The 25,386-nt window shown below is 72.4% G+C and carries 20 protein-coding genes and 1 pseudogene; 10 read left to right on the top strand and 11 right to left on the bottom strand.

Annotated features, from left to right (window positions below; genetic code table 11):
* Positions 1–19: 19 nt before the first annotated feature.
* A complete protein-coding gene (locus R6Y94_RS12120; protein WP_318395921.1) occupies positions 20–739 on the top strand; it encodes an SDR family NAD(P)-dependent oxidoreductase in 720 nt (239 codons plus the stop codon).
* A gap of 77 nt (positions 740–816) precedes the next feature.
* Here R6Y94_RS12120 and R6Y94_RS12115 read toward each other — a convergent pair whose 3' ends face one another.
* The 7 genes and pseudogenes from R6Y94_RS12115 to R6Y94_RS12085 form a co-directional block, all read right to left on the bottom strand.
* Positions 817–1,593: an ABC transporter permease gene (locus R6Y94_RS12115; RefSeq protein ID WP_318395920.1), complete on the bottom strand. Its 777-nt coding sequence runs from the start codon at positions 1,591–1,593 to the stop codon at positions 817–819.
* 178 nt (positions 1,594–1,771) lie between these two features.
* Positions 1,772–2,791 (bottom strand): ABC transporter substrate-binding protein, encoded by a 1,020-nt coding sequence (locus R6Y94_RS12110; protein WP_318395919.1) that lies wholly within the window; start codon positions 2,789–2,791, stop codon positions 1,772–1,774.
* A 519-nt stretch (positions 2,792–3,310) separates the two neighbouring features.
* Complete coding sequence (locus R6Y94_RS12105; RefSeq protein WP_318395918.1) at positions 3,311–4,399, bottom strand: uroporphyrinogen-III synthase; 1,089 nt, start codon at positions 4,397–4,399, stop codon at positions 3,311–3,313.
* Positions 4,399–4,743: a nitrite reductase small subunit NirD gene (gene nirD / locus R6Y94_RS12100; RefSeq protein ID WP_318396095.1), complete on the bottom strand. Its 345-nt coding sequence runs from the start codon at positions 4,741–4,743 to the stop codon at positions 4,399–4,401. Before nirD ends, R6Y94_RS12105 begins: the two co-directional genes overlap by 1 nt.
* Positions 4,744–4,820: 77 nt before the next feature.
* On the bottom strand, positions 4,821–7,400 hold the full coding sequence (nirB, locus tag R6Y94_RS12095; RefSeq protein ID WP_318395917.1) for a nitrite reductase large subunit NirB: 2,580 nt from the start codon (positions 7,398–7,400) through the stop codon (positions 4,821–4,823).
* On the bottom strand, positions 7,397–8,881 hold the full coding sequence (locus R6Y94_RS12090) for an FAD-dependent oxidoreductase (protein WP_318395916.1): 1,485 nt from the start codon (positions 8,879–8,881) through the stop codon (positions 7,397–7,399). Before R6Y94_RS12090 ends, nirB begins: the two co-directional genes overlap by 4 nt.
* A 122-nt stretch (positions 8,882–9,003) precedes the next feature.
* Positions 9,004–11,133 (bottom strand): annotated as a pseudogene (locus R6Y94_RS12085) (molybdopterin oxidoreductase family protein); the annotation flags it as partial.
* 307 nt (positions 11,134–11,440) lie between these two features.
* Between R6Y94_RS12085 and R6Y94_RS12080 the strand changes: the two are divergent.
* From R6Y94_RS12080 to glmM, 7 genes are all read left to right on the top strand, one after another.
* Positions 11,441–12,142: a class I SAM-dependent methyltransferase gene (locus tag R6Y94_RS12080; protein WP_318395915.1), complete on the top strand. Its 702-nt coding sequence runs from the start codon at positions 11,441–11,443 to the stop codon at positions 12,140–12,142.
* A gap of 104 nt (positions 12,143–12,246) precedes the next feature.
* Positions 12,247–12,552, top strand: a complete 306-nt coding sequence (locus R6Y94_RS12075) for a DUF6364 family protein (RefSeq protein WP_318395914.1) — start codon at positions 12,247–12,249, stop codon at positions 12,550–12,552.
* A 31-nt stretch (positions 12,553–12,583) separates the two neighbouring features.
* Entirely contained in the window at positions 12,584–12,877 is a 294-nt protein-coding gene (locus tag R6Y94_RS12070) for a type II toxin-antitoxin system PemK/MazF family toxin (protein WP_318395913.1), read from the top strand.
* 128 nt (positions 12,878–13,005) lie between these two features.
* Positions 13,006–14,463 (top strand): nitrate/nitrite transporter, encoded by a 1,458-nt coding sequence (locus tag R6Y94_RS12065; RefSeq protein ID WP_318395912.1) that lies wholly within the window; start codon positions 13,006–13,008, stop codon positions 14,461–14,463.
* Between the two features lie 258 nt (positions 14,464–14,721).
* Positions 14,722–15,165, top strand: coding sequence for a 50S ribosomal protein L13 (rplM, locus tag R6Y94_RS12060; RefSeq protein WP_318395911.1), 444 nt, complete (start codon positions 14,722–14,724; stop codon positions 15,163–15,165).
* A 20-nt stretch (positions 15,166–15,185) separates the two neighbouring features.
* A complete protein-coding gene (gene rpsI / locus R6Y94_RS12055) occupies positions 15,186–15,638 on the top strand; it encodes a 30S ribosomal protein S9 (RefSeq protein WP_318395910.1) in 453 nt (150 codons plus the stop codon).
* Between the two features lie 114 nt (positions 15,639–15,752).
* Positions 15,753–17,111, top strand: a complete 1,359-nt coding sequence (gene glmM / locus R6Y94_RS12050; RefSeq protein WP_318395909.1) for a phosphoglucosamine mutase — start codon at positions 15,753–15,755, stop codon at positions 17,109–17,111.
* Positions 17,112–17,209: 98 nt separating this feature from the next.
* Here glmM and R6Y94_RS12045 read toward each other — a convergent pair whose 3' ends face one another.
* Entirely contained in the window at positions 17,210–17,839 is a 630-nt protein-coding gene (locus R6Y94_RS12045; RefSeq protein ID WP_412102755.1) for an ABC transporter ATP-binding protein, read from the bottom strand.
* Between the two features lie 116 nt (positions 17,840–17,955).
* Complete coding sequence (locus R6Y94_RS12040) at positions 17,956–19,986, bottom strand: FtsX-like permease family protein (protein WP_318395907.1); 2,031 nt, start codon at positions 19,984–19,986, stop codon at positions 17,956–17,958.
* Positions 19,987–20,073: 87 nt separating this feature from the next.
* On the opposite strand from R6Y94_RS12040, the gene R6Y94_RS12035 reads away from it, so the two are divergent.
* Positions 20,074–20,688, top strand: a complete 615-nt coding sequence (locus R6Y94_RS12035; RefSeq protein WP_318395906.1) for a PadR family transcriptional regulator — start codon at positions 20,074–20,076, stop codon at positions 20,686–20,688.
* A gap of 18 nt (positions 20,689–20,706) precedes the next feature.
* Here the strand turns inward: R6Y94_RS12035 and R6Y94_RS12030 are convergent, their stop codons facing one another.
* Together R6Y94_RS12030 and R6Y94_RS12025 are read right to left on the bottom strand one after the other, a co-directional pair.
* Complete coding sequence (locus R6Y94_RS12030) at positions 20,707–21,906, bottom strand: pyridoxal phosphate-dependent aminotransferase (protein WP_318395905.1); 1,200 nt, start codon at positions 21,904–21,906, stop codon at positions 20,707–20,709.
* Between the two features lie 33 nt (positions 21,907–21,939).
* Complete coding sequence (locus R6Y94_RS12025; protein WP_318395904.1) at positions 21,940–23,175, bottom strand: MmpS family transport accessory protein; 1,236 nt, start codon at positions 23,173–23,175, stop codon at positions 21,940–21,942.
* A 262-nt stretch (positions 23,176–23,437) separates the two neighbouring features.
* Between R6Y94_RS12025 and glmS the strand changes: the two genes are divergently transcribed.
* Complete coding sequence (gene glmS / locus R6Y94_RS12020) at positions 23,438–25,342, top strand: glutamine--fructose-6-phosphate transaminase (isomerizing) (protein ID WP_318395903.1); 1,905 nt, start codon at positions 23,438–23,440, stop codon at positions 25,340–25,342.
* Positions 25,343–25,386 lie beyond the last annotated feature (44 nt).

The raw sequence follows: 25,386 nt of genomic DNA, 5'->3' as shown, positions 1-25,386 counted from the left end.
CACAACGAGAGGGACAGACATGCCACAGCACGATGGCCCCGATGGCGGCTGCGTAGTCGTCATCGGGGGTACCTCCGGCCTCGGCCGGGACGTGGCCGAGCACTACGCAAAGCGAGGGCTGGAGGTCGTCGTCACCGGCCGCGACGCGGCCCGGACCGCAACGGTCGCCGCCGAGATCGGTGGCCGGACGACGGGTGTCGCCGTCGACCTCGCCGATCCCGGGTCCATCGCCGCCGCGCTCGCCGGGATCGGCGAGGTCAGGCATCTGGTCCTCTCCGCCTTCGTCCGGGACGTCAACAAGGTCTCGGACTACCAGATCGACCGCGCGGTCAGCCTGGTCACGGTCAAGCTGGTCGGTTACACCGAGGTGGCGCACACCCTGGCGTCCAGGCTCTCGCCGAGCGGTTCCGTGCTGCTCTTCGGCGGCGGCTCCAAGGACCGGCCGTTTCCCGGATCGGCGACGGTCTCCACGGTGAACGCCGGGGTGGTCGGCCTGGTGAACGTGCTCGCCGCCGAGCTGCGGCCGGTCCGGGTCAACGCCCTGCACCCGAGCATCGTCACCGACAGCCCGTTCTGGGCCAAGCAGCCGGCCGAGGTGCACGAGACCTACAAGGCGCGTACCCCGACGGGCCGGCTGACCACCATGGCGGACGTCACCGACGCCGCCGTGTTCCTCCTGGAGAACCCGGCCGTCAACGCGGTCAACCTGAACCTCAACGGCGGTACCGGGCTGGTCTGATCCTCAGCGGGCGGATCACCGCCGGCCACGGCCGGGGCGGTGATCCGCCCGATCCGTCGGGCGAGGAGCGTTGTGGCTCAGGCGGAGATCTTCCGGGCCCACGGCACCGCGAGTCGTTCCGCCACCACCACGGCGTAGAAGAGGCCGATGCCGAGTACCCCGGTCAGGGTGATCGCGGCGAACGCCAGCGGGGTGTCGAACGACTGCTGGGTGCTGTAGATGATCGCCCCCAGACCCCCGTTCAGGGTCTGCAACTCGGCCACCACGGCGCCGATCAGGGAGAGCGTGATGCCGAGCTTCAGCCCCACGAAGACCTGGGGCAGCGCCCACGGCAGCCGTACCTTGAGATAGGTCTTCAGCCGGGACGCCGAGAGCGACCTGGTCAGCTCGTAGAGGTCGGCCGGGGTCGAGGTCAGGCCGGCCATGGTGGCCACCATGATCGGGAAGAACGCGATCAGGACGACCAGGGAGACCTTGGTCCGCGAGTCGTACCCGATCCAGAGGATCAGCAGCGGGACGAGCGAGACCTTCGGCACCGCGTTGAACGCGACGATCATCGGCAGGGTGGCCTGCTCGACCAGGCGTGAGCTGGTCAGCAGCAGCGCCGCGACCATCCCGCCGGCGGCCGCGATGCCGAAGCCGGCGAGCGTGCCCCACAGCGTGGCCCAGGCCGCCTCGAACAGGTAGGCGGGCTCCCGGTCGAAGGCGTCGACGACCTCCGGCGGTGACGGCAGGAAGAGGGTCTCGACGTGGAAGACGATGGTCACCAGCCACCAGAGGCCGATCGCGACGATGGTGCCGACGATCGGCAGCGCGACCCGGGTGCCGGGGGACAGGTCGCGGTTAACGGTCATCGGATCCGCCGGGACGGTATCCGCGGCCGGCGGCCGGGCGCCGGAGCGGCAGGTCGTACGGATCGCGGGCAGCACTGCCCGGAGGGGGTCCAGACGGGCAACGTGTTCTCTCCTCTGGTCGAGAAGGGGACGGCGAGTGGCTGCCCACTCACCGTCCCCGAGGTGTTACGCCGTTCGGTCAGGCCTTGGGCGCGATGGAGAAGTCGATGACCTTGTCCGGGGTGAGGCCGGCCGGGATCAGCTCGGCACCCTGGAGGATGGCGATGGCCCGGGCGGCCCTCTGCTCGTCGAGCGCGCCGATGGTGTTGCCCGGCGCCGAGGTGACGTAGGGCGTCATCAGCTTGATCTCCGCCGCGGCGCCCTGCTCGTTCACGTTCGGGTTGTTGGCCTTCATGATCTTGGCAGCCTCATCGGGGTTCTCCACCGTGTACTTGAGGCCCTTCATCGCCGCGTCCTTGAACCGCTTGACGATGTCCGGGTTCTCCTGGGCGTACTTGGCGGTGGTGGTGAGGCCGGTGCCGAGCAGGTCCCGCAGGTAGTCGGTGAGCGGCATGACGGTCATCGTCTGCTTGGTCACCGTCTCCACCGTGTTGCGGGTGATGACGAAGGTGCTGAGCACGTCGACCTTCTTGCCCACCAGGAGGCCGACCAGGGTCTGCGGGGTGGTCTCGACGAACTGGAGCTTGCTGGCGTCGAAGCCGGCCAGCTTGCCGTACGCCGGAAGCAGGGTCTTGGTGATCGAGCCCTGGGCGACGCCGACCCGCTTGCCCTCCAGGTCCTTCGGCTTTGTCACGCCGGAGCCGGGCGGCGCGAAGATCGCGACCAGGGTGCTCTGGTGCACCGCGGCGATCACCCGCATCTCGGTGACCTGCGCCTTGCCGGTCTGGATCATCAGCTGGGTCACGTCGCTGTAGGTGAACTGCGCCTTGCCGGAGAGCAGGCCCTGGTTGTTGGTGGCCGGGGCGCCCTGCTGGATGGTGACGTCGAGCCCGGCCTCGGAGAAGAAGCCCTTGTCCTTCGCCACCCATGCGAATGCGTCGTGACCACCGGTGCCGAACCCGGTGAGATACGTCACCTTGTCCGAAGCCTTGCCGCCGACGTCGCCTCCGTCGGAGTCGTCCGAGCCCGAACAGCCGGCGGTGACCAGCATGGCCGTGGCCAGTGCCGCGGCGGCCAGCACGCGTATACGCCTCGTCATTCCTACCTGTCCTTTGAGGAGAATCCATTGAGGATGTGAATCGGTCGCCCGGTTCGGGATCGGCCGCGTTCCGCTGATGGCACCGCGGTGCAGGTGATTCCGACGGTTTCTATGGCCGGTGCCTGCCATGAACGTGATGCCTTGCCCGATGTATCCGGCAGTCCTCCTGACGCGTTCGCGAGCAGGTGTGACGCGACCTGAAATGTTCTCTACCAGGGCGACGAGGCGCCTCCACCTGTCCCCTGTGCACAGTCCCGGACGGCAGTTTACGGGCGCTTCCGGGACGTTGCGGCCTTACCCTGCCAACCGGCTGTCCGCCCGTCAAGGGATCAAGCCGAGCCGATACCCAAGCGTGAGGCGGCGACCGTCCGGTCGATGAGCTGGTGCACCGCCCCTTGCGCCCCGCCGTGGCCGCGTGTGCGCAGCGGTGCCCCCGCCGGGCGATCCAGCCCGGAGCAGGCCGGATCGAAGAAGATCAGATCGAGAGGTGAGGTCGGGAAGGACCGGGTCGGGGCGCGGTCAGTCGACCGGCAGTCGGTAGCCGCGCTTGACCACCGTCTGTACCACCCCCGGAGTGCGCAGTCCAGCCCGCAACCGGGCCACCGCCATCTCCACGGCGTGCTCGTCGGCGCCCCTCGGCAGGGTACGCAGCAGGGCGGCCCGGGACATCACCCGGCCGGGGGTACTCGCCAGGGCCCGGAGTACCGCCATCGGGGCGGGGGCCAGCGGCCGCAGCTCGCCGTCCACGATGGCCGCGTGCCCGCGCAGGGTCAGCAGGTGACCGGCGACCTTGACGCTGATCGCCCGCTGCGGCAGCTCGTCGACGATGGTCCGGACCAGTGCGCCGAGCCGGGCCCGGCCCGGCGCCACCACCGGTACGCCGTGCCGGCGCAGCGGTGCGGCGGTGACCGGCCCGACGCAGGCGGCCAGTACGTCGGAGCGCATCGCGTCCAGCACCGCCTCGGTGCTGGGCCCGGCGGCCCGGAGCAGCGCGCCGACCGCCGGTGCGGAGGTGAAGGTGACCGCGTCCACCAGTCGGCCGGCGATCAGGTCGACCAGCCGGTGCAGCGGGGCCGGGTCGGTCGGCGCCGCCCAGCGGTAGACCGGTACCTCGATCACGCTCGCCCCGGCCGCCTCCAGCGCGGCCGTGCACTCCGGCTGGCGTTCGCCGTGTAGCTGCATCGCGATCAACTGCCCGCGTACGCCACGCTGCCGGAGGTGGTCGATCACCTCGTCGCAGCTCTCCGAGGCGGGCGACCACTCGTCGTGCAGCCCGGCGGCCCGGATCGCGCCCCGGGCCTTCGGCCCCCGGCTGACGATGTAGGCCCGGGAGAGCACCGCACGCAGCGGCTCGGCCAGCCCCCAGCCCTCGGCCGCCTCCAGCCAGCCGCGCATCCCGATCCCGGTGTTCGCCATCAGCACGTCGGGCGGGTTGTCCAGGCAGGCCCGGGTCGCCGCGCGCAACTCGGTGTCGTCGGCCAGCGGCACGATCCGCAGCGCCGGGGCGAGCACCACCCGGGCGCCGCGCCGCTCCAGCATCGCGGTGAGTTCGTCGCGCCGCCGGTCGGCGGTGACCCCGACCGTGAAGCCGGACAGCTCGCCGGACATCAGGCGTCCCCGGCCGGCCGGTGCCGGGGCGCCACCTCGACCAGCCCGTCCCGGCACCGCACCCGGTAGGTCGGCACCGCCACGCCGGGCACGTCCAGGCAGTCGCCGGTCCGCAGGTCGTAGACCTGCTTGTGCAACGGGGAGGCGACGGTCGGGATCTCGCCGCGACTGCCGACGATGCCCCGGGCCATCACGTACGCGCCGGCGATCGGGTCCCGCTGGCCGATCGCGAAGAGCCGACCGTCGAAGGTGCGGAAGACCGCCACCTGCTCGCCGTCGACCAGCGCGGCCACCCCGCGCTCCGGCTCCAGCCGGGGGTACGCGCAGACGGCCGTCCAGCGCACGTCGTCGTCGCCCGGCCCGGCGCCCTCGGTCAACCCGTCGTTGATCGCCGATCCGTCGTTGATCGTGGTGTCCAGAGTCAACTCGGTACCCCCATGGTCGTCGGGAGGCCGAGCGACACCGGTCGGCGGTCTCCCAGGGCCGGAACGGGCTGTCCCCGTTCCACCTCGAACGTGATCGACGGGTCCGGTACGTCGGGCGCGTTGACGAAGGAGGTGAACCGGCGCAGCCGGTCCGGGTCCGCCAGCGTGTCGCGCCACTCGTCGGAGTACGAACCGACGTGCCGGGCCATCGCGGAGTCCAGTTCGGCGCAGAGCCCGAGCGAGTCGTCGACGATGACCGCCCGCAGGTGCTCCAGGCCGCCCTCCATCGCCTCGATCCAGGCCGCCGTCCGCTGTAGCCGGTCGGCGGTGCGGATGTAGAACATCAGGAACCGGTCGATGTACCGGACCAGCTCCTCGGTGGAGAGGTCCTGGCCGAAGAGTTCGGCGTGCCGGGGGCGGAAGCCGCCGTTGCCGCCGAGATAGAGGTTCCAGCCGGTTTCGGTGGCGATGATGCCGAAGTCCTTGCTGCGGGCCTCGGCGCATTCCCGGGCGCAGCCGGAGACGGCTGACTTGATCTTGTGTGGTGCGCGCAGTCCCCGGTAGCGCAGCTCCAGGGCGATCGCCAGCCCGACCGAGTCCTGGACCCCGTACCGGCACCAGGTGGAGCCGACGCAGGACTTGACCGTGCGCAGCGCCTTGCCGTACGCGTGCCCGGACTCGAATCCGGCGTCCACCAGCCGGCGCCAGATCTGCGGCAACTGCTCGACCCGGGCACCGAAGAGATCGATCCGCTGCCCACCGGTGATCTTGGTGTAGAGCTGGAAGTCCCGAGCCACCTCGCCGATCACGATCAGCTTCTCCGGGGTGATCTCGCCACCCGGGATCCGCGGCACCACAGAATACGTCCCGTCCCGCTGGATATTCGCCAGGAAGTGGTCGTTGGTGTCCTGCAACGACGCCTGCTCGCCGTCGAGCACGTAGCCGCTGCCGAGCGAGGCGAGGATCGAGGCGACCACCGGCTTGCAGATGTCGCAACCCCGCCCCCGGCCGTGCTCGGCGACCAGCCGGGAGAAGGTGCGGATCTGGCGTACCCGGATGATCTCGAACAGCTCCTGCCGGCTGTGCGCGAAGTGCTCGCAGAGCGCCTTGCTCAGGCTCACCCCGGAGACCGCCAGCAACTGCTTCAGCATCGGTACGCAGGACCCGCAGCTCGTTCCGGCCCGGGTACACGCCTTCAGCCCCGGCACGTCGGTGCAGCCCTCGGCGATCGCGCCGACGAGCTGGTCCTTGGTCACCGCGTTGCAGGAGCAGACCTGGGCCGAGCCGGGCAACGCGGCGATCCCGGAGCCGGTCCCGGTGCCGTCGCCGGCCGGGGCGAGCAGGGCCAGCGGCGGGCCGGGCAGCGCACCGCCGACGCTGGCCCGCAACGTCGGGTACGCGGTCACGTCACCGACCAGCACCCCGCCGAGCAGGGTCTTCGCGTCGTCGGAGAGGACCAGCTTGGCGTAGACCCGGGTGGCCGGGTCGGTGAAGGTCACGTCCAGGCAGCCGGGTGTCTTGCCGTGCGCGTCGCCGAAGGCGGCCACGTCCACCCCGAGCAGCTTCAGCTTGGTGGAGAGGTCCGCGCCCGGGAAGGTCGCCGTACCGCCGACCAGCCGGTCGGCCACCACCTCCGCCATCGCGTAGCCGGGGGCGACCAGGCCGTAACAGGTGCCGTCGACGGCGGCGCACTCGCCGATCGCCCAGATCCGCTCGTCGGTACTGCGGCAGGTCTCGTCGACCCGGATCCCGCCGCGCTCGCCCAGCTCCAGGCCGGCGGCCCGGGCCAGCTCGTCCCGGGGCCGGATCCCGGCGGCCACCACCACCAGGTCGGTGGGGAGCCAACTGCCGTCCGAGAGGGTCAGCCCGGCCAGCTCGCCGTCCGGGCGGGACCGGATCGCGGTGGTGGCCACCCCGAGGTGCGGCACGACGCCCAACTCCTCGACGTACCGGCGCAGCATCGCGCCACCGGCCTCGTCGACCTGTACCGGCATCAGCCGGGGGGCGAACTCCACCACCGAGGTGGTCAGGCCGAGCAGGCGCAGCGCGTTCGCCGCCTCCAGGCCGAGCAGCCCGCCGCCGATCACCGCACCGGTACGCCGGCCCTTGGCGAAGTCGCGGATCGCGGTCAGGTCGTCCAGGGTGCGGTAGACGAAGACCCCGGACCGCAGCGACGGCGTGGGTCCGAGCGCGTCCGGGCCCTTCGCGACGTACGCGCCGTCGATCGGCGGCACGAACGGGTACGACCCGGTTGCCAGCACCAGCGCGTCGTAGCGGTATTCGCCGCCACCGGTGACCACCCGTCGACCGGTCCGGTCGATCTCCACCACCGGCTCGCCCAGCCGCAGGTCGACCCCGTCGTCGGGGCGGTGCAGGCTCAGCTCGTCCGCGTCCACCCCGTCGAAGAACGCCGAGAGCCGCACCCGGTCGTACGCCGGTCGGCCCTCCTCGGCCAGCACCGTGACCTGCCAACGGCTCCCGGTGTCGCGAGAGCGCAGCGCCTCGACGAAGCGCTGCCCCACCATGCCGTTGCCGACCACGACGAGTCGCTGCCGCTCCGGCTTGTCGTTCGTCATGCCGCCACCTCTGCTTCCACCGGGTCGGGAGTGTCGATCGAGGAGAGCCAGCCGAGGATCCCCTCGACGGCGTCCCGGCAACTGCCGCAGCCGGTGGTGGCGCGGGTCGCGACCACGACGTCCTCCAACGACCTCGCCCCGGCCCGCCAGCAGCGCACCAGTGCGCCCTTTCGCACGGTGTTGCACTGGCAGACCGTGGCCGCGTCCGGCATCAGCGCCGGCGACTCGACCGGCGCCGCGCTCGCGACGTCGCGGCTGCGGCCGAGCAGCAGGGTGCGGCGGTCGATCGGCACCGGCGTACCCCGGTCGAAGAGCTGGATCACCGTGCCGACCGCCGGGTTGTCGCCGAGCATGATCGCCCCGGTGAGCCGTTCGCCGACGATCCGCAGCCGGGCGTAGGTGCCGCGGACCGGGTCGGAGAAGCTGAGCTCCTCGACGTCCGGCGCGGGCCCGGCGGCCGCGTCGCCCATCGCGGCGAGGTCGATGCCGGCGGCCTTCAGCCGGGTGACCGGCGGCTGCGGTCGGTAGCGCGCCCGGGGATCCTGCCCGGCGAGCACCTGGGCCAGCACCCGGGCCTGCTCCCAGGCCGGGGCGACCAGGCCGGTGACCACGCCCGCGTGCTGGGCGCAGTCGCCGATCGCCGAGATGTGCGGGTCGCTGGTGCGCAGCCGGTCGTCGACCACCACCCCCCGGTCCACGGTGAGCCCGGCCGCCCGGGCCAGTTCCACGTCGGGGCGTACCCCGCAGGAGAGCACCAGCAGGTCGGCGTCGAGAACCCGTCCGTCGGAGAGGGTCAGGGTGAGGCCGTCGGGGCGGACGGCGACGGCGCTGGCCGCCACGTCCAGGTGGGTGGTGACGCCGAGCCCGGCCAGGGTACGGGCCAGTACGGCGCCGGCCGTCGGATCGAGCTGCCGCTCCATCAGGTGCCCTACCGGGTGCACCACGTGTACGTCGAGCCCCCGGGCGGCCAGGCCCCGGGCCGCCTCCAGGCCGAGCAGCCCGCCGCCGAGCACCAGGGCCCGGCGGGCTCCGGCGGCGGCGGACAGGATGCGCCGGCAGTCGTCGAGGGTGCGGAACACGGCCACCCGGTCCGGCAGCTTCTCCCGGTCGAGCCCGGCCAGCGGCGGCACCAGGGCGCGTCCGCCGGTGGCGAGCACCAGGTGGTCGTACCCGATCAGGTCGCCCTGGCCGGTCGTCACCGTGCGGCTCGCCGGGTCGACGGTGGTGGCCTCGACCCCGGGCCGTACGTCGATGCCGTGCCCGGCCGCCTCGGCAAGCTCCACCCCGGACTCGTCGACCTTGCCGGCCAGCAGGCTGGACAGCATGATCCGGTTGTACGCCCGGTGCAGCTCGGCGCCGAGTACCGTGATCTTGGCGTCGCCGAGCCGGGCCGAGAGTTCGGCCGCCAACCGGGCACCGGCCATGCCGTGCCCGACGATGACGATCCGGTTCCGTGATCCGTCCACTGTCTCCTCTGTCATGGGGTCACCTCGGGACGCTCGCTGACTGGACCTTCGCCGACCTCGCCCTGCGGCCCCTCGTGGCCGTGCGTGGAGGTCGGGGCGGACACGCCGGGCGGCTCAGGTGGGGTAAATTCCACCGGCACCTTCTCCACCCGGACCGCGCAGACCTTGAACTCGGGCATCCGGGAGATCGGATCGAGGGCGTCGCTGGTCACCGAGTTGATCCGGGCCGCGCCCGCCCAGTGGAACGGGGCGAAGACGGTGTCCGGCCGGATGGTCGGCGTCAGCCGGGCCGGGGCGCGCATCTCGCCCCGGCGGCTGGTCACCAGCACCTCGTCGCCGTCGTCCACCCCGAGCCGGACCGCCAGGTCGGGATGCAGCTCCAGGAAGGCGTTCGGGGCGGCCCGGCGCAGCGCCTCGACTCGCCGGGTCTGCGCACCGGACTGGTACTGCGTCAGCACCCGGCCGGTGGTGAGGTAGACCGGATAGTCCGGGCAGAGCTCCTCGGCGGGTGCGCGGTGCTCCACCGGCAGGAACCGGGCCCGCCCGTCCGGCGTCGGGAACCGGTCGACGAACATCCGCGACGTGCCCGGCCCGTCCTCGTCCGGACAGGGCCAGAAGACACCGTCCTCGGCGTCGATCCGCTCCCAGGTGATCCCCGCGTAGTCGGCGGTCCCGCCGGCCGAGGCGCGGCGCAGCTCCGCGAAGACCTGCTCGGGTGCGGCCGGAAAGCGGGACCGGCCCAGACCGGTCGCCCCGTCGACGTGGTCGAGCCGGTCGGCGAGATCGGACAGCAGCGCCAGATCGGTGCGTACGCCCGGCGGTGGCGGCCGGAGCGCGCGGCGGCGCAGCACCCGGCCCTCCAGATTCGTCATGGTGCCGTCCTCCTCGGCCCACTGCGCGGTCGGCAGCACCACGTCGGCGATCTCGGCCGTCTCGGAGCGGACGAAGTCGGCCACCACCAGCAGGTCGAGGTCGCGTAGCCGGCTGGTGACCCGGCCCGCCCGGGGTGCCGAGACGACCGGGTTGGAGCCGAACACCAGCAGCCCCTTCGGGCCGCCGTCGGTGCCGAGCGCGTTGAGTAGTTCGTACGCCGACACGCCCGGCCCGGGCAGCACGTCCGGCTGCACCCCCCAGACCCCGGCGACGTGTGCCCGAGCGGCGGGGTCGTCGATGCGGCGGTAGCCGGGGAGCTGGTCGGCCTTCTGCCCGTGCTCGCGGCCACCCTGGCCGTTGCCCTGCCCGGTGAGGCAGCCGTAGCCGGAGCCGGGCCGGCCGGGCAGGCCGAGCGCGAGGGCCAGATTGATGAAGGCAGTCACCGTGTCCACCCCCTTGGCGTGCTGCTCGGCGCCGCGTGCGGTGAGGATGATCGCCCGGTCGGCGGTGCCGAGCGCCCGGGCCGCGGCCTCCAGGTCGGCCACCGGCACCCCGGAGAGCCGCTCGGCGCGGGCCGGCCAGTAGCCGGCGGTGACCCGGCGCACCTGGTCGAATCCGCTGGTCCGGGCGGCTACGTAGTCCTTGTCGACCAGTCCCTCGGCCAGCGCGATGTGCAGCAGCGCGTTCGCCACCGCCAGGTCGGTGCCGGGGGTCGGTTGCAGGTGCAGGGTGGCCTGCCGGGCGGTGGCGGTGGCCCGGGGGTCGACCACGATCAGGGTGCCGCCGCGCTGCCGCTGCTCGACCAGGTAGCGGACCAGCGGCGGCATCGTCTCGGCGACGTTCGCGCCGACCAGCAGCAGGGTGTCGGCGGTGCCGAGGTCGGCCAGCGGGAACGGCAGCCCCCGGTCGATCCCGAAGGCACGCATCCCAGCGGCGGCGGCCGAGGACATGCAGAACCGTCCGTTGTAGTCGATGTTCCGGGTACCGAGCGCGACCCGGGCGAACTTGCCCAGGGCGTACGCCTTCTCGTTGGTCAGTCCGCCGCCGCCGAAGACGGCCACCGCGTCCCGGCCGTGGCGGGACTGGATCCGGCGGATTCCGTCCACCACCCGGTCCAGCGCCTCCGGCCAGCTCGCCGGGCGCAGTTGCCCGCCGGGGCGGTCCCGTAGCAGCGGGGTGGTCAGCCGGTCGGGGTGGTCGAGCAGCTCGGCGGCGGTCCAGCCCTTCTGGCAGAGCCCGCCGCGGTTGGTGGGGAACTGCCGGGGCAGCACCTCCACCCGCTCGCCGGTGCGGCGCAGGGTCATCCCGCACTGCAGGGCGCAGTATGGGCAGTGCGTGACCACGTCCTGGGACACATCCTCCGAATGCGTCGCAGTGCGTGCACCGTCTGTCATGTCCGAAGCGTGCCGGCGCCCGGTTTCACGGCCGGGTCCCTCTTGTTTCGGGCCTGTCAAGAGCCGCTCACACGGACCCCGCTCAGCGGGTCGGCTCGGCTTGCCGGCGGCCGGAGGTTACCTACAATCCGCCGACCAGGGCCCTCCGCCGACCAGGGCCCTCCGCCGACCAGGGCCCTCCGCCGACCAGGGCCCGGAACCTCCCGGCGAGCCCGGACGGGACCGGGCCGGGGAGTTCGTGACGGTGCTGCTCCGCGCAGCGGATCTATGATGCGGAAGGTCGTTGCACATCTTAGGAGGCACGCCGATGGCCGTGGTGTCGCTCTTCGACGCGGTGGCCGGGTCGTACGACGAGTCCCGACGCCGGCTCGTGCCGTGCTTCGACGACTTCTACGGCACCGCGGTCGAGGTGGCCGCTCCGCCGCTGCGCCGGGCGCTGGCGTCCGGGCGGGTACCGGCGGTACTCGATCTCGGTGCCGGGACCGGGCTGCTCTCGATTCTGCTCAGTGCCGCCGTACCGGGGGTGCGGACCACCCTGCTCGACGGCGCCCCGGCAATGCTCGCGGTGGCCGGCGGACACCTGACCCGCCGGGGGGTACCGCACGAGACGGTGGTCGCCGATCTGACCACGCCGCTGCCCGGCGGCCCGTACGACGCGGTGGTCTCCGCACTGGCCATCCACCACCTGCCGGACGCCGACAAGCGGGACCTCTACCGCCGGATCCGGCAGGTACTGGTCCCCGGCGGGGTGTTCGTGAACGCCGAACAGGTGGCCGGCGGCACCCCCGACCTGGACTCCCGGTACGACGAGGTGTGGCTGGCCCAGGTCACCGCGCTCGGCGCCACCGAGGCGGAGATCGCCGCGGCCCGGGAGCGGATGATGCACGACCGCCCGGCGCCGCTGCCGGACCAGTGCCGCTGGCTGGCCGAGGCCGGTTTCGTCGGTGTCGACTGTTTCTACAAGTCGTGGCGGTTCGCCGTCTTCGGCGGCCGCCGGGAGCTGGACTGACGCCTGGCGGGAGCTGGACTGACGCCTGGTGGGAGTGGGCGGAACGGCGGCCGGTGGGAGTGGGCGGAATGACGGCTGGTCATACCGCCGGTAGGCTGGGTGGCATGACCGCCAAGGTGACTCTCTCGTTTTCGGACGAGACGATCGAAGAGGCGCGGCGCTTCGCGAAACGGGACGGCATGTCGCTTTCCGCCTGGATCGACCAGGCCGCCCGGGAGAAGGCGCTCCGCGAGGTCTTCGCCGCGCACGCTGCGGCGGTCGGCCGGGCCCGCCTGGACATCGAGGCCGCCGCCATTGCCGACGCCCAGGAGGCCGCACTGGTCGACGCGGCCCTCGGCAGCCGTTCGAGTGAGCCTTCTGCAACCTCCCCTCGCGGTCCGGCGGACCGCGAGGTCGGACGCGGTGCCTGAGCGCCGCGCGATTCAGGTTGAAGAAGCTTCAGTGCTGCGTAGGGGCGAGATCTGGCGGATCGACGGGGCGCGGTCCCGGCTCGGCCTGGTGATCAGCTCCGACGTGTACAACTCCACCGACGTGCCGATCGTGATCGTCGCCGAGGTGGTGGACTCCGAACTGCTCCGGGACTCCCCGCTCGCCGTCACCATGGGCGAATTCGTGGTGATGCCCGACCGGCTCTCGTCGCCGATGAAGAAGTGGTTCACCGAGTGCGTCGGGGTCGCCGACACCGACACCATGTTCCGGGTCAGCCGGGCGCTGCGTATCCTCCAGAGCATCTGAGCGGCATCCGAGCGCTCCGGCGCGCGGCAGATCTCACCATCCGCCCGGTCCGGCCGTGCGCCGACCGTTGCCGGTCCGACTTCGAGTGCGAACCGTCGGGAAACCCCGCGAACCTACTTTCGGACGGCATGACTAGTACTGCCGCCGCTACCGGCCCGACGGCCGATCCCGGGACCGACAGCACGGCCTCCGCCCCGGCGGCGGCCGGCCTCGGCACCCTTCCGCCGCCGGAGACCGCCGCCGCACCGGTGACCGCCCGTCGGCACCAGCTCGACGACTGGCGCCCCGAGGACCCCGAATTCTGGCGTACGACCGGAGCGCCGATCGCCCGGCGCAACCTGATCGTCTCGATCGCCTCCGAGCACATCGGCTTCTCGGTGTGGAGTCTCTGGTCCGTCCTGGTGCTCTTCCTCGGCCCGGAGTACGGGATCGACCCGGCCGGGAAGTTCCTGCTGACCGCCGTACCGGCCGCGCTGGGCGCGGCGCTGCGGCTGCCGTACACCCTGGCGGTAGCCCGGTTCGGCGGGCGGAACTGGACGATCGTCAGCGCGCTGCTGCTGCTGGTGCCGGCGGTGCCGATGGCGATCCTGATCGAGCCCGGGGTGTCGTACGGCACGCTGATGCTGCTGGCCTGCCTGGCCGGGGTCGGCGGCGGGAACTTCGCCTCCTCGATGGCGAACATCAACCTTTTCTATCCGCAGCGGCTCAAGGGCTGGGCGCTGGGCCTGAACGCCGGTGGCGGCAACATCGGGGTGGCCGCCGTCCAGCTCGTCGGGCTGGCGGTGCTGGCCACGGCCGGCGCCGCGTACCCGCGCCTGGTGCCGGCGGTCTACATCCCGCTGATCGTGCTCGCCGCGCTGGCCTCGGCCCGCTACATGGACAACATCACCGGGGTCCGCAACGAGCGGGGGGCGATGCGGGAGGCGGCCCGGGACCCGCACACCTGGGTGATGTCGGTGCTCTACATCGGCACCTTCGGCTCGTTCATCGGCTTCGGCTTCGCCTTCGGGCAGGTGCTGCTGGTGCAGTTCGGCGACCGGTTCGGCACCCCGCTCGACGCGGCGTACCTGACCTTCCTCGGGCCGCTGGTCGGCTCGCTGATCCGGCCGGTCGGCGGCCACCTGGCGGACCGGTACGGCGGGGCCCGGGTGACCCTCGCGACCTTCGCCGCCATGGCGGGCGGTGCCGGACTGGTCTACCACGCCTCCCGGGAGCGCTCGCTGACCCTCTACCTGATCGGGTTCATCGGGCTCTTCGTGCTCTCCGGGGTGGGCAACGGATCGACGTACAAGATGATCCCGGCGATCTTCCGGGCCAAGGCGGCCCGAGCGGTGGCGGTCGGGGAGCTGGATCCGGACGCCGCGCAGCGCCGGGCGTGGCGGCTTTCCGGCGCCCTGATCGGGATCGCCGGGGCGGTCGGCGCGTTCGGGGGCGTACTGGTCAACATCGCCTTCCGGCAGTCGTTCCTGGCGTACCAGTCGGCCGACGCCGCCTACCTGGCCTTCATCGCCTGGTACGCCCTCTCCCTCGTGGTGACCTGGGCGGTCTACCTCCGCCCGTCGCCGGGCCGCCTCGCCGGGGTGTGAGGACCCCCGGCCGGGCTGCGGCGGGACCTCCGGGCTATCGTTCCGGTGGAGGCGGAGGTCCTGCCGTCGCCCAGCCCGCCGGGGGGTGTCCCGTTTTGACCCCGGCACCGGCGACCAGGTATCGTTGCCTGCTGTTGTGTGACACCCAAGTTTTCACGTGACATCCGCGGGCGTGCCTTTCCCGGGTACGCTTGGTCGTTTGTGCGTGCCTGGCGACCGGTGCGCGACCCCAGACCGACGACGAGACAAGGTAGACCTGTGCGTACGTACAGCCCGAAGCCGGGTGAAATCGAGCGTCAGTGGCACGTCATCGACGCGTCAGACGTCGTGCTGGGCCGTCTGGCCACCCACGTTGCCACGCTGCTGCGCGGCAAGCACAAGCCGACTTTCGCGCCGCACGTCGACACCGGTGACTTCGTTGTCGTGGTGAACGCGGGCAAGGTGGCGCTGACCGGTAACAAGCGCCAGCAGAAGGTCGCCTACCGTCACTCCGGCTACCCCGGCGGTCTGAAGCAGGTCGGCTACGACGAGCTGCTGACCAAGCGTCCCGACCGGGCCATCGAGCTGGCCGTCAAGGGCATGCTCCCGCACAACAAGCTCGGCCGGAAGCTGATCAAGAAGCTGAAGGTCTACGCCGGTGCCGAGCACCCGCACGCCGCGCAGCAGCCGGTGCCGTTCGAGATCAAGCAGATCGCGCAGTGAGCGCGGGCGAAGGAAACAGCATGACCGACACCATCGCGACCGCCGAAGCCCCGGTGCCCGCCCCGGTGGCCCGGGCTCCTCGTGGCGACCGGCCGATCCAGACCGTGGGCCGCCGCAAGGAGGCGATCGTCCGGGTCCGGATCGTCCCTGGCAGCGGCAAGATCACTTGCAACGGCCGTGACCTGGAGGCGTACTTCCCGAGCAAGGTGCACCAGCAGCTCATCAAGGAGCCGCTGGTCACCGCCGAGAAGGCCGAGGCGTTCGACATCATCGCCAACCTGCGGGGCGGCGGCACCACCGGCCAGGCCGGCGGGCTGCGGCTGGCCATCGCCCGGGCGCTGATCACCAACGACCCCGACGACCGCCCGGCGCTGAAGAAGGCCGGCTTCCTCACCCGGGACGCCCGGGAGAAGGAAAGCAAGAAGTACGGCCTCAAGAAGGCCCGCAAGGCGCCCCAGTACTCCAAGCGCTGATCAGCGGCAACACCTTGTCCGTCTGACGAACGGCCGGACACCGCCCCCTTCCGCGGTGGCGGTGTCCGGCCGTTTCGTTGTTCTCTACTGGTGCGCTTCCCGGAGGTTTCGCGCATGGGGCGGCTGTTCGGCACTGACGGCGTACGCGGACGCGCGAACGCCGACCTCACCCCCGAGTTGTCACTCGCGGTCGCGGTGGCGGCCGCGCACACCCTCGCCGAGCAGGACCGGAGTCATCCGCCGCTCGCCGTGGTGGGCCGGGACACCAGGGCCAGCGGCGAGATGCTGGAGGCGGCGGTGGTGGCCGGGCTGACCAGCGCCGGGGCCAACGTGGTCCGGGTCGGTGTGCTGCCGACCCCAGGGGTGGCGTTCCTGGTCGGCGAGGCGAAGGCCGACTTCGGGGTGATGCTCTCGGCCTCACACAACCCGATGCCGGACAACGGGATCAAGCTCTTCGCGGCCGGCGGGCACAAGCTCCCCGACGACGTCGAGCTGAAGATCGAGGCCGCCGTCGAGGCGAACGGCTCGGCCGGCTGGCGGCGGCCGACCGGTGCCGGCGTGGGCCGGGTGCACGACCTGCTCGACGGTGCCGAACACTACGTCCAGCACCTGGTCGGCACGATCCCGCACCGGCTCGACGGGCTGAAGGTCGTCGTCGACTGCGCCAACGGCGCCGCCTCGGAGGTCGCCCCGGTGGCGTACCAGGAGGCCGGTGCCGAGGTGATCGCCATTCACGCCGAGCCGGACGGGCTCAACATCAACGACGACTGCGGTTCGCAGCACCTCGACAACCTGCGGGCCGCCGTGTTGGAGCACGGCGCCGACCTCGGCATCGCGCACGACGGCGATGCCGACCGGTGCGTGGCGATCGCCGCCGACGGCAGCGAGGTGGACGGCGACCAGATCATGGCGATCCTGGCACTGGCCATGCGGGATGCCGGCACGCTTACCCGGGACACCCTGGTCGCAACCGTGATGAGCAACCTCGGGCTGCGGCTCGCGATGTCCGCCGCCGGCATCCGGCTGATCGAGACCAAGGTCGGCGACCGGTACGTGCTGGAGGAGCTGCGCGCCTCCGGGTTGGCGCTGGGCGGCGAGCAGAGCGGACACCTGGTGCTGCCGGCGTACGCGACCACCGGCGACGGCGTCCTCACCGGGTTGCACCTGATGTCCCGGGTGGCGGCCACCGGCCGTAGCCTCGCCGAGCTGGCCTCGGTGGTGACCAAGTTGCCGCAGGTGCTGATCAACGTGCCGGTCGCGGACCGGACCGTCGGAGCCGGCGCGCCGGCCGTACTCGGCGCGGTGCAGCGGGCCGAGGCCGAGCTGGGCGAGACCGGTCGAGTGCTGCTCCGCCCCTCCGGCACCGAGCCGCTGGTCCGGGTGATGGTCGAGGCGCCCACCCTGGAGCTGGCCCAGGAGGTCGCGGAGCGGATCGCCGCCGAGGTGCGTACCGCCAGCCCGGTACCGGCGTAACACCGCCGCGCCGGCCCGGCCGCCCCGACCCCGGGGGCGGCACGAGCCTGGACCGCCGGCCCGTGCGCCAGGCGACGCTGCGGCGGGCGGCGGAGGTCCTAGAGCCGGAGTTGGCTGGCCCGGGCCAGGGTGTGGTCCGGGCCGTCGCCGCCGGTGAGGTCGAGATCCTCGGTGACCCGGCCGTCCCGGAGCCGGACCAACCGGTCACACCGGGCGGCGATGTGCTGCTCATGGGTGGCCAGCAGGATCGTGACGCCCCGCTCGTCGCGCAACCGCAGCAGCAGGTCGAGGATCTCCCCGCCACTGGTCGAGTCCAGGTTGCCGGTCGGCTCGTCCGCCAGCAGCAGCGCCGGCCCGCCCATCAGCGCCCGGGCCACCGCGACCCGCTGCTGCTGGCCGCCGGAGAGCTGCGCCGGCAGCGCCCGCTCCCGGCCGCCGAGCCCGACCGCGTCGAGCAGTTCCCGGGCCCGGGCCGTCCGGTCGTAGCCGACCCGGTACGGCAGCACCGGCGCCAGCACGTTGTCCAGCGCGGTCAGCGCGGGCAGCAGGTGGTAGCGCTGGAAAACGAAGCCCACGGTCCGGCGGTACGCGGCCAGGGCCCGGCGACCGAGCCGGATGATCTCCTGCCCGCCGACGACGACCGAGCCGGAGTCGGCCGGTTCGATCGCCCCGACCAGGTGCAGCAGGGTCGACTTGCCCGAGCCGCTCGGCCCGGTCAACGCCAGCACCGAACCGGCCGCGACGTCGAGCGACAGGTCGTCCACCGCGACGATCGGCAGTTCCCCACCGGAGAACCGCTTGGTCAGCCCGGTGATGGTGATCCCGACCCCGGTGTCCGGCATGGCTACTCCTCGGCTAGCAGGTGACCGGTGGGAACCCGGCGCAGCAGTGCCACCGGGACGAGAGCCGCCAGACAGGCCACCAGTGCTCCGGCGGCGGCGGTGCCGACCCCGGTGAGGACGACTCCGGTGGAGAGCCCGCCGATCAGGGCGGCGGCGCCGGCCAGCCCGACCGCCGTACCGGCCAGCGCGCCGAGCAGGCCGATCCCGGCTCCCTCGTAGGCGGCCAGCCGGATCAGCGCGGACTCGGTCCAGCCGGTCGCGCGCAGTGCCGCCAGTTCGGCGGCCCGGTCCCGGATGTTCAGGTAGAGCACGTCGGCCACGGCCGCCGCGCCGAGCAGCACGGTGGCGGTCGCGGCGACGGTGTCGGCGGTCCGTACGGTCGCCGAGACGGTCTCGCCGAGCAGGCTGCCCAGTACCGTGTCCCGGAAGGCGTAGTTGATCGCGGCGAGCACCGTCGAGGCGGCCACCCCGATGCCGAGGGCCGCCGCGCCGAGCAGGGCCCGGCCCGGCGCCCGGGCCAGGTTGAGTAGGGCGAGGCCGAGCACTCCGCGTACCCGTCGGATCCGCCGGACCGGTGCGGCGGCCGGCCGGAGCGCGGCGGCGGGATGGGAGCGCGCGGCCCGCACCGCCGGCCCGGCGCCGGCGACGACCGCGACCAGCAGCGCCACGGGTACGGCCAGCGCGGCCCGCCACCAGCCGACCTGGACGCCGAGCAGGGCGCCGAGCGGGGCGGCGAGGAGCAGCGACAGCACCCCGGCGGCGAGGCCGATCAGCGCCACCTCGCCGAGGATCGCCGCGCCGATTCGCCGGGCCGGCCAGCCGAGGCAGGCGAGCACCGCCAGCTCGTTCCGGCGGTCCCGGACGGCGGCGGTTACGGCGTTTCCGAGGAAGAGCGCGCAGACGGTCAGCACGAGCAGGAACAGCACGACACTCTTCCGGTCGACCGCCCGGATGATCACCGACGCCACGCCGATCGAGGACCAACCCTCGGTCAGTCGCAGCTCGGGCCGGCCGAACGAGCCGGCCGGCAGCTCGACCGTCTGCGGAGCCGGTGACGAGCCGAAGGTGACGTCCACGTCGAGCCCGGTACGGGCGGCGATCTGCTCCGTGACGGTCGTGTCGTCCCGGGTCAGCGGCCGGCCGTCGACCACAGCGTCGGTCAGTCCCACCAGCCGGTCCTCGGCGGGCGGGTCGACGGCGGCGAGCAGGAACGGGACGATCCAGCGGACCGGCAGTACCAGCCGGTCGGTTGCGGTGACGACATTGTCCGGGAGCCCGACGGGGTCGTGTGGCGAGTTCTCGAACCGTCCGTGCGGCAGCAGCCGGGCGACGGCCACTTCCGTGTAGTCGGTCTCCGGCGAGGTGCGGGTGAGCGTCGGCTCGGCGCCGATGTTGCAGACCGGCTCGGTGTGCCCGTCCGGGAAGATCTCCCGGGGCACGATGTAGCCGCTCCGGCAGGCGTTCAGCGGGTACCGCCGGCCGTCGGTGTAGAGGGTCGGGCTCTGGACCCCGCCGTCCTCCCAGACCGGATAGGCGAGGCGGTTGCGGGTCAGGTAGACGTACCGGGGTTTGCCCGTCGTCCGGGACAGGCCGCGTTCGGCCAGGAAGGTCGGGTCGACCCGGATCACCTGCCGGTCGAGGGACCGGTCCACCACGTCGGTGAGGTCGAGGTGGGCCCGCATCTCGTGCAGGGAGTAGCCGAGCATCGCCACCGGGGCCGCGACGTCGACCCCGCCGACCGTGCGAACCTGCTCGTACTGAGCCAGGCTGATGCCGCCGAAGAGCCCGGAGAGGTAGTTGGGACGGACGACACCCCGCTGTGTCTCAAGGTCGGTCTGTGTCCCGTTCGGACGGACGAGAATGTCGTACGCGGCGCGGGTCTCGCGGTGCACCTGGTCGTTCAGACGCAGTTGGGAGGTGGTGGTGGTGCCGGTCAGCACGACGAAGCCGGTGGTCGCGACGAGCACGCCGGCCAGCAGGGCGAGCGATCGCCCGAGCCGGGCCCGCAGTTGCCGCCAGATGAACCCGACCACCGGCCCTCCTCGTTCCTCGCAGACACTCTGCGCTATACATTGTCACAATGCAAGAGGTCGCGCAGCCGGCCGGAAGGTGGGACAGGCATGGCCATCCAGCACGCGGTGCTCGCGCTGCTCGCCGACGGCCCGAGTTACGGCTACGAGCTGAAGGGCGCCTTCGAGACGGCCGTCGGTCCACAGTGGGGGTCGCTGAACATCGGCCACCTCTACCAGATCCTCGACCGGCTGGCCCGGGACGAACTGGTCCGGGCCGAACGGCAGGCGCAGCCGGTCAAGCCGGACCGGGTGGTTTACGAGATCACCCCCGCCGGTCGGACCGAACTGGCCAGGTGGCTGGCCGAGCCGAGCCCGCGCAGCGGCGGGTTCCGGGACGACTTCTTCCTGAAGGTCACCGCCGCCGCCCGGTCCGGCGCGGCGGAGGTGGTGCGTACCGTGCTCGCCAACCAGCGCGGCTACCTGCTGCGCGAACTGCGCAACCTCGGCACGTTGCGCCGGGAGGCGACCGAGCCGGTGGTCGGCCTGCTGCTCTCCGCCGCGAGCCGGCACGTCGAGGCGGACCTGGCCTTTCTCGACGACGCCGAGGCGGCGCTGCTCGACGGTGCCCAGATCCGCATCGCACCCGCGCGGCCGGCCGGCACCGGTGCCGTACCCGAGCCGCTGCCCAACGGCCGCGGCGCGGGGCTGGCGGAGGGCGCCTGAAGGTCGGCGGAGGTGTGGTCAGGCCGGCGCGCCGCCGAGCGCGCGCAGCCGGGTCACCGCCTCGGCCAGCACCTCCGGGCGTTTGCAGAAGGCGAACCGGACCAGCCGCCGGCCCGCCTCGGCGTCGTCGTAGAAGACCTGCGTCGGCACCGCGACCACCCCACAGCGCTCCGGCAGCGAGCGGCAGAACTCCACCCCGTCCCGCCCGCCCAGTGCGGTGATGTCGGCGGTGACGAAGTAGGTCCCCTCCGGGACCAGTACCTCGAAGCCGGCCTCGACCAGGCCGGCGCCGAGCTGGTCCCGTCGGGCCTGGAGGTCGGCCCGGTAATCGTGGTAATAGCCGTCCGGCAGGGCCAGGGCCACCGCGACCGCCGGTTGCAGTGGCGCGCCGTTGACAAAGGTGAGGAACTGCTTGACCCGCATCGTCGCCGCGACCAGCGGGGCCGGGCCGCTGGCCCAGCCGACCTTCCAGCCGGTGCAGGAGAACGTCTTGCCCGCCGAGGAGACCCGAAGGGTGCGTTCCCACATGCCCGGCAGGGTGGCCAGCGGGATGTGCGGGCTGTCGGCGTCGGTGAAGACCAGGTGCTCGTACACCTCGTCGGTGACCGCGAGAGTGTCGAACTCCTGGCACAGCCGCGCGATCAGCGCCAGTTCGTCGGCGTCGAAGACCTTGCCGGTCGGGTTGTGCGGCGAGTTGAGCAGCACCAGCCGGGTCCGTGGCCCGAAGGCGGCCCGCAGCTCCGCCGGATCGAAGGCGTACCGGCCGCCGTCGACCGGGCGGAGGGTGACCGGCCGCCGGACCGCGCCGGCCAGCGCGATCGAGGCGGCGTACGAGTCGTAGTACGGCTCGAAGCAGACCACCTCGTCGCCGGCCTCGCAGAGTCCGAGGATCGCCGCCGCGATCGCCTCGGTCGCCCCGGCGGTGACCAGCACCTGCGCGTCCGGGTCGTAGTCCAGCCCCCAGAACCGGCGCTGATGCGCGGCGACCGCGGCGCGCAGCGCCGGGATGCCCGGACCGGGCGGGTACTGGTTCTGCCCGCCGCGCAGCGCCTCCGTCGCCGCGGCCAGCATCTCGGGCGGCCCGTCCGTGTCCGGAAAGCCCTGACCCAGGTTGACCGCGCCGGTGCGCACCGCCAGCGCCGACATCTCCGCGAAGATGGTGGTGCCGAACGGGCGCATCCGGCGGACCAGGGGATCGGAGTCCGTTGTCGTCGTCACTCCGTCACCCTAGAGGCGCGGTGCGCGGTCGTGTCAGATCCCGAAGTCCGAGCAGGTGACGGTCGCGTAGGTGCCGCTGGAGCTCTTGGCGGCGGTGGACTGGCCGTCAACCGTGATCTTGCAGGAGATGTCCCCGGAACCGCCGCCGGTGCGGATCGCCACCACCGTCTTCAGTTCGTCCTCGGGAATCTTGACCTCCTTCTTCCACGGCAGGTCGACCGAGGGCGAGTGCACCTGCTTGCCGGCACCGTCGATGTACGAGAGTGCGACCCGGCCGCTACCGGTCACCTCGTAGACCACCGTCTGGCCGCTGCTACCCGGGTCGCCGCCGTCAGTACCGCCGGAACTGGACGGGGTCGGGGTGGCGTCGAGGCTGGTCTCCACCGTCTTCCGCACCTGGTCCATGAACGACAGCGGGCCGAGGCAGATCCCGACGCAGGCGATCAGCACGACCACCACCACGGCCACGATCACGATGATCATGGTCTTGTTGCTCTTCTTCGGCGGTGCGGGCGGGAACGGCCCGCCCGGATAGCCCGGCCCGCCCGGATAGCCCGGTTGCCCCGGCTGTCCGGGTTGCCCCGGCTGTCCGGGTTGCCCCGGCTGTCCGGGTTGCCCCGGCTGTCCGGGTTGCCCCGGCTGTCCGGGCTGTCCGGGCTGGCCGTATCCGGGGTACCCGCCCGCACCGGCCGCCGCGTACGGGTCGGTCCCGGGCGGGCCGGACTGCGGCGGGTAGACGCCGTAACCGGCGTCCTGCTGGTTCGGTGCCCCGCTGGTGGGGTATGGCGTGGCTGGTGGGCCGGACTGCGGCGGGTACGCCGGGCCGGCACCGTAGGGCGGGGCCGGCGGCTGGCCCGGGCCGGGCTGCTGCGGCGGCGCGTACGGGTTCGGCTGCTGCGGCGGCGCGTACGGGTTCGGCTGCTGCGGCGGCGCGTACGGGTCCGGCTGCTGAGGCTGGCCGTACCCGGCCGCGTGCGGTGGCTGGCCCCAAACCGGCTGCCCGTACGGGGTGGGCTGCTGCTGCGGCTGGCCGTAGCTGCCCGGTTGGGCCGGCGGCTGCCCGTACGTGCTCGGCTGCGCCGGCTGTCCGTAGCCGGACGGCTGCCCGGGCTGGGGCTGCTGCGGCGGGGCGTACCTCGTCGTCGGGGCGTCGTCCTCCTCGGCCGGGTTCTCCGGTTGGGGCTGCTGCGGCGGGCTGAACTTCGTCGTCGGCGGCTCGTACTCGGCGGAGGGGTCGTACGGGTTGTGCGGGGGTGGCGAGTCGGTCATCGGGTCTGGCTCCAGATATGGCGGACAGCAGGGGTGCGGCGAGGGGGAGGGGGAGGGGAGGCGCCGGAGGAGATGGCAGCGAATGCGCCAGTCACGGTACCCCGTCACCGCTGGCCGCGATGTACCGGTGAAGCCTGGGCAGGCCAGCCGAGCAGCCGTTCGTCCGGTTGTGGCGGCGGGCAAGGATACCGAGCAGCATCAGTGATCGAACGAGCGCCTTTCGAGCAGGTCAGATGAGCGAACTTAGGTTAGGCTGCGGGCCATGTGCGGAATCGTGGGTTACGCCGGCGCCAGGCCGGCGCTGGGCATCGTGCTGGACGGGTTGCGGCGGCTGGAGTACCGCGGCTACGACTCGGCCGGCGTGGCGGTCGTCTGCGAAGGCGAGCTGCTGACCGAGAAGAAGGCCGGCAAGCTGGCCAACCTGGAGAAGGCGCTGGCCGAGCGGTCGGCGACCGACGACGGTGCCGCGGCGCTCGGCATCGGCGCCGGCACCACCGGCATCGGGCACACCCGGTGGGCCACCCACGGCGGCCCCACCGACCGCAACGCCCACCCGCACCGGGCCCTGGACGGCCGGGTCGCCGTGATCCACAACGGCATCATCGAGAACTTCGCCAAACTCCGCGCCGAGCTGGAGGCCGAGGGCGTCGAGTTCAGCAGCGACACCGACACCGAGTGCGCCGCGCACCTGCTCGCCGGTGAGCTTTCCCGGCTGCGCGCCGCCGGTGAGCCCGACGGGCCGGCCCTGCTGGCCGCCGCGATGCGGCAGGTCTGCCAGCGGCTGGAGGGCGCCTTCACGCTGCTCGCGGTGGACGCCGCGATCCCCGGCGCGGTGGTCGGGGCCCGGCGCAACTCGCCGCTGGTGGTCGGGCGCGGGGCCGGGGAGAACTACCTGGCCAGCGACGTCTCCGCGTTCATCGAGCACACCCGGGAGGCCGTCGAACTGGGCCAGGACCAGGTCGTACTCATCACCGGGGACGCCATCGAGATCACCGACTTCACCGGTGCACCCGCCACCGGCAAGGACTTCCACATCGACTGGGACGCCTCGGCCGCCGAGAAGGGCGGCTACGACTACTTCATGCTGAAGGAGATCGCCGAGCAGCCGCAGGCGATCGCCGACACCCTGCTCGGGCGGCTCAAGGAGAACGGCGAGATCGTCCTCGACGAGGTCCGCCTCTCCGACCAGGACCTGCGGGACGCCGACAAGATCTTCATCGTCGCCTGCGGCACCTCGTACCACGCCGGGATGGTGGCGAAGTACGCCATCGAGCACTGGACCCGGATCCCCTGCGAGGTCGAGCTGGCCAGCGAGTTCCGCTACCGCGACCCGGTGCTGGACCGGTCCACCCTGGTGGTGGCGATCTCCCAGTCCGGCGAGACCATGGACACCCTGATGGCGCTCCGGCACGCGAAGGAGCAGAAGGCCCGGGTACTGGCGATCTGCAACACCAACGGCTCCACCATCCCGCGCGAGTCCGACGCGGTGCTCTACACCCACGGCGGCCCCGAGGTGGCGGTCGCCTCGACCAAGGCGTTCCTCACCCAGGTGGTGGCCTGCTACCTGATCGGCCTGCACCTGGCCCAGGTGCGCGGCATCAAGTACGCCGACGAGGTGGCCGCGGTGGTGGACCAGCTCCAGGAGATGCCGGAGAAGCTGCGCGAGCTGCTCGCCGGCATCGAGCCGGTCCGCGAGCTGGCCCGGGAGCTCAAGTCGGCCCCGACGGTGCTCTTCATCGGCCGGCACGTCGGCTTCCCGGTCGCCCTGGAGGGCGCGCTCAAGCTCAAGGAACTCGCCTACATGCACGCCGAGGGGTTCGCGGCCGGCGAGCTGAAGCACGGGCCGATCTCGCTGATCGACCAGGGCACCCCGGTGGTCTGCATCGTGCCGTCCCCGGCCGGGCGGGGGATGCTGCACGACAAGATCGTCTCCAACATCCAGGAGATCCGGGCCCGGGGCGCCCGGACGATCGTGATCGCCGAGCAGGGCGACGAGGCGGTGACGCCGTACGCCGACCACCTGATCTACGTGCCGCGCACCCCGACCCTGCTGGCCCCGCTGGTGACCACGGTGCCGTTGCAGGTGCTCGCCTGCGAGATCGCCGCCGCCCGGGGACACGACGTCGACCAGCCGCGCAACCTGGCCAAGTCGGTCACCGTGGAGTGAGCCGGTCACCGTGGCATGCGCTCCGGCGCCCGCCGGTAGGGTGA

It is taken from the genome of Plantactinospora sp. KLBMP9567, assembly GCF_033446045.1.
Taxonomy (GTDB): domain Bacteria; phylum Actinomycetota; class Actinomycetes; order Mycobacteriales; family Micromonosporaceae; genus Plantactinospora.
This window is presented reverse-complemented; position numbering and strand designations above follow the sequence as displayed.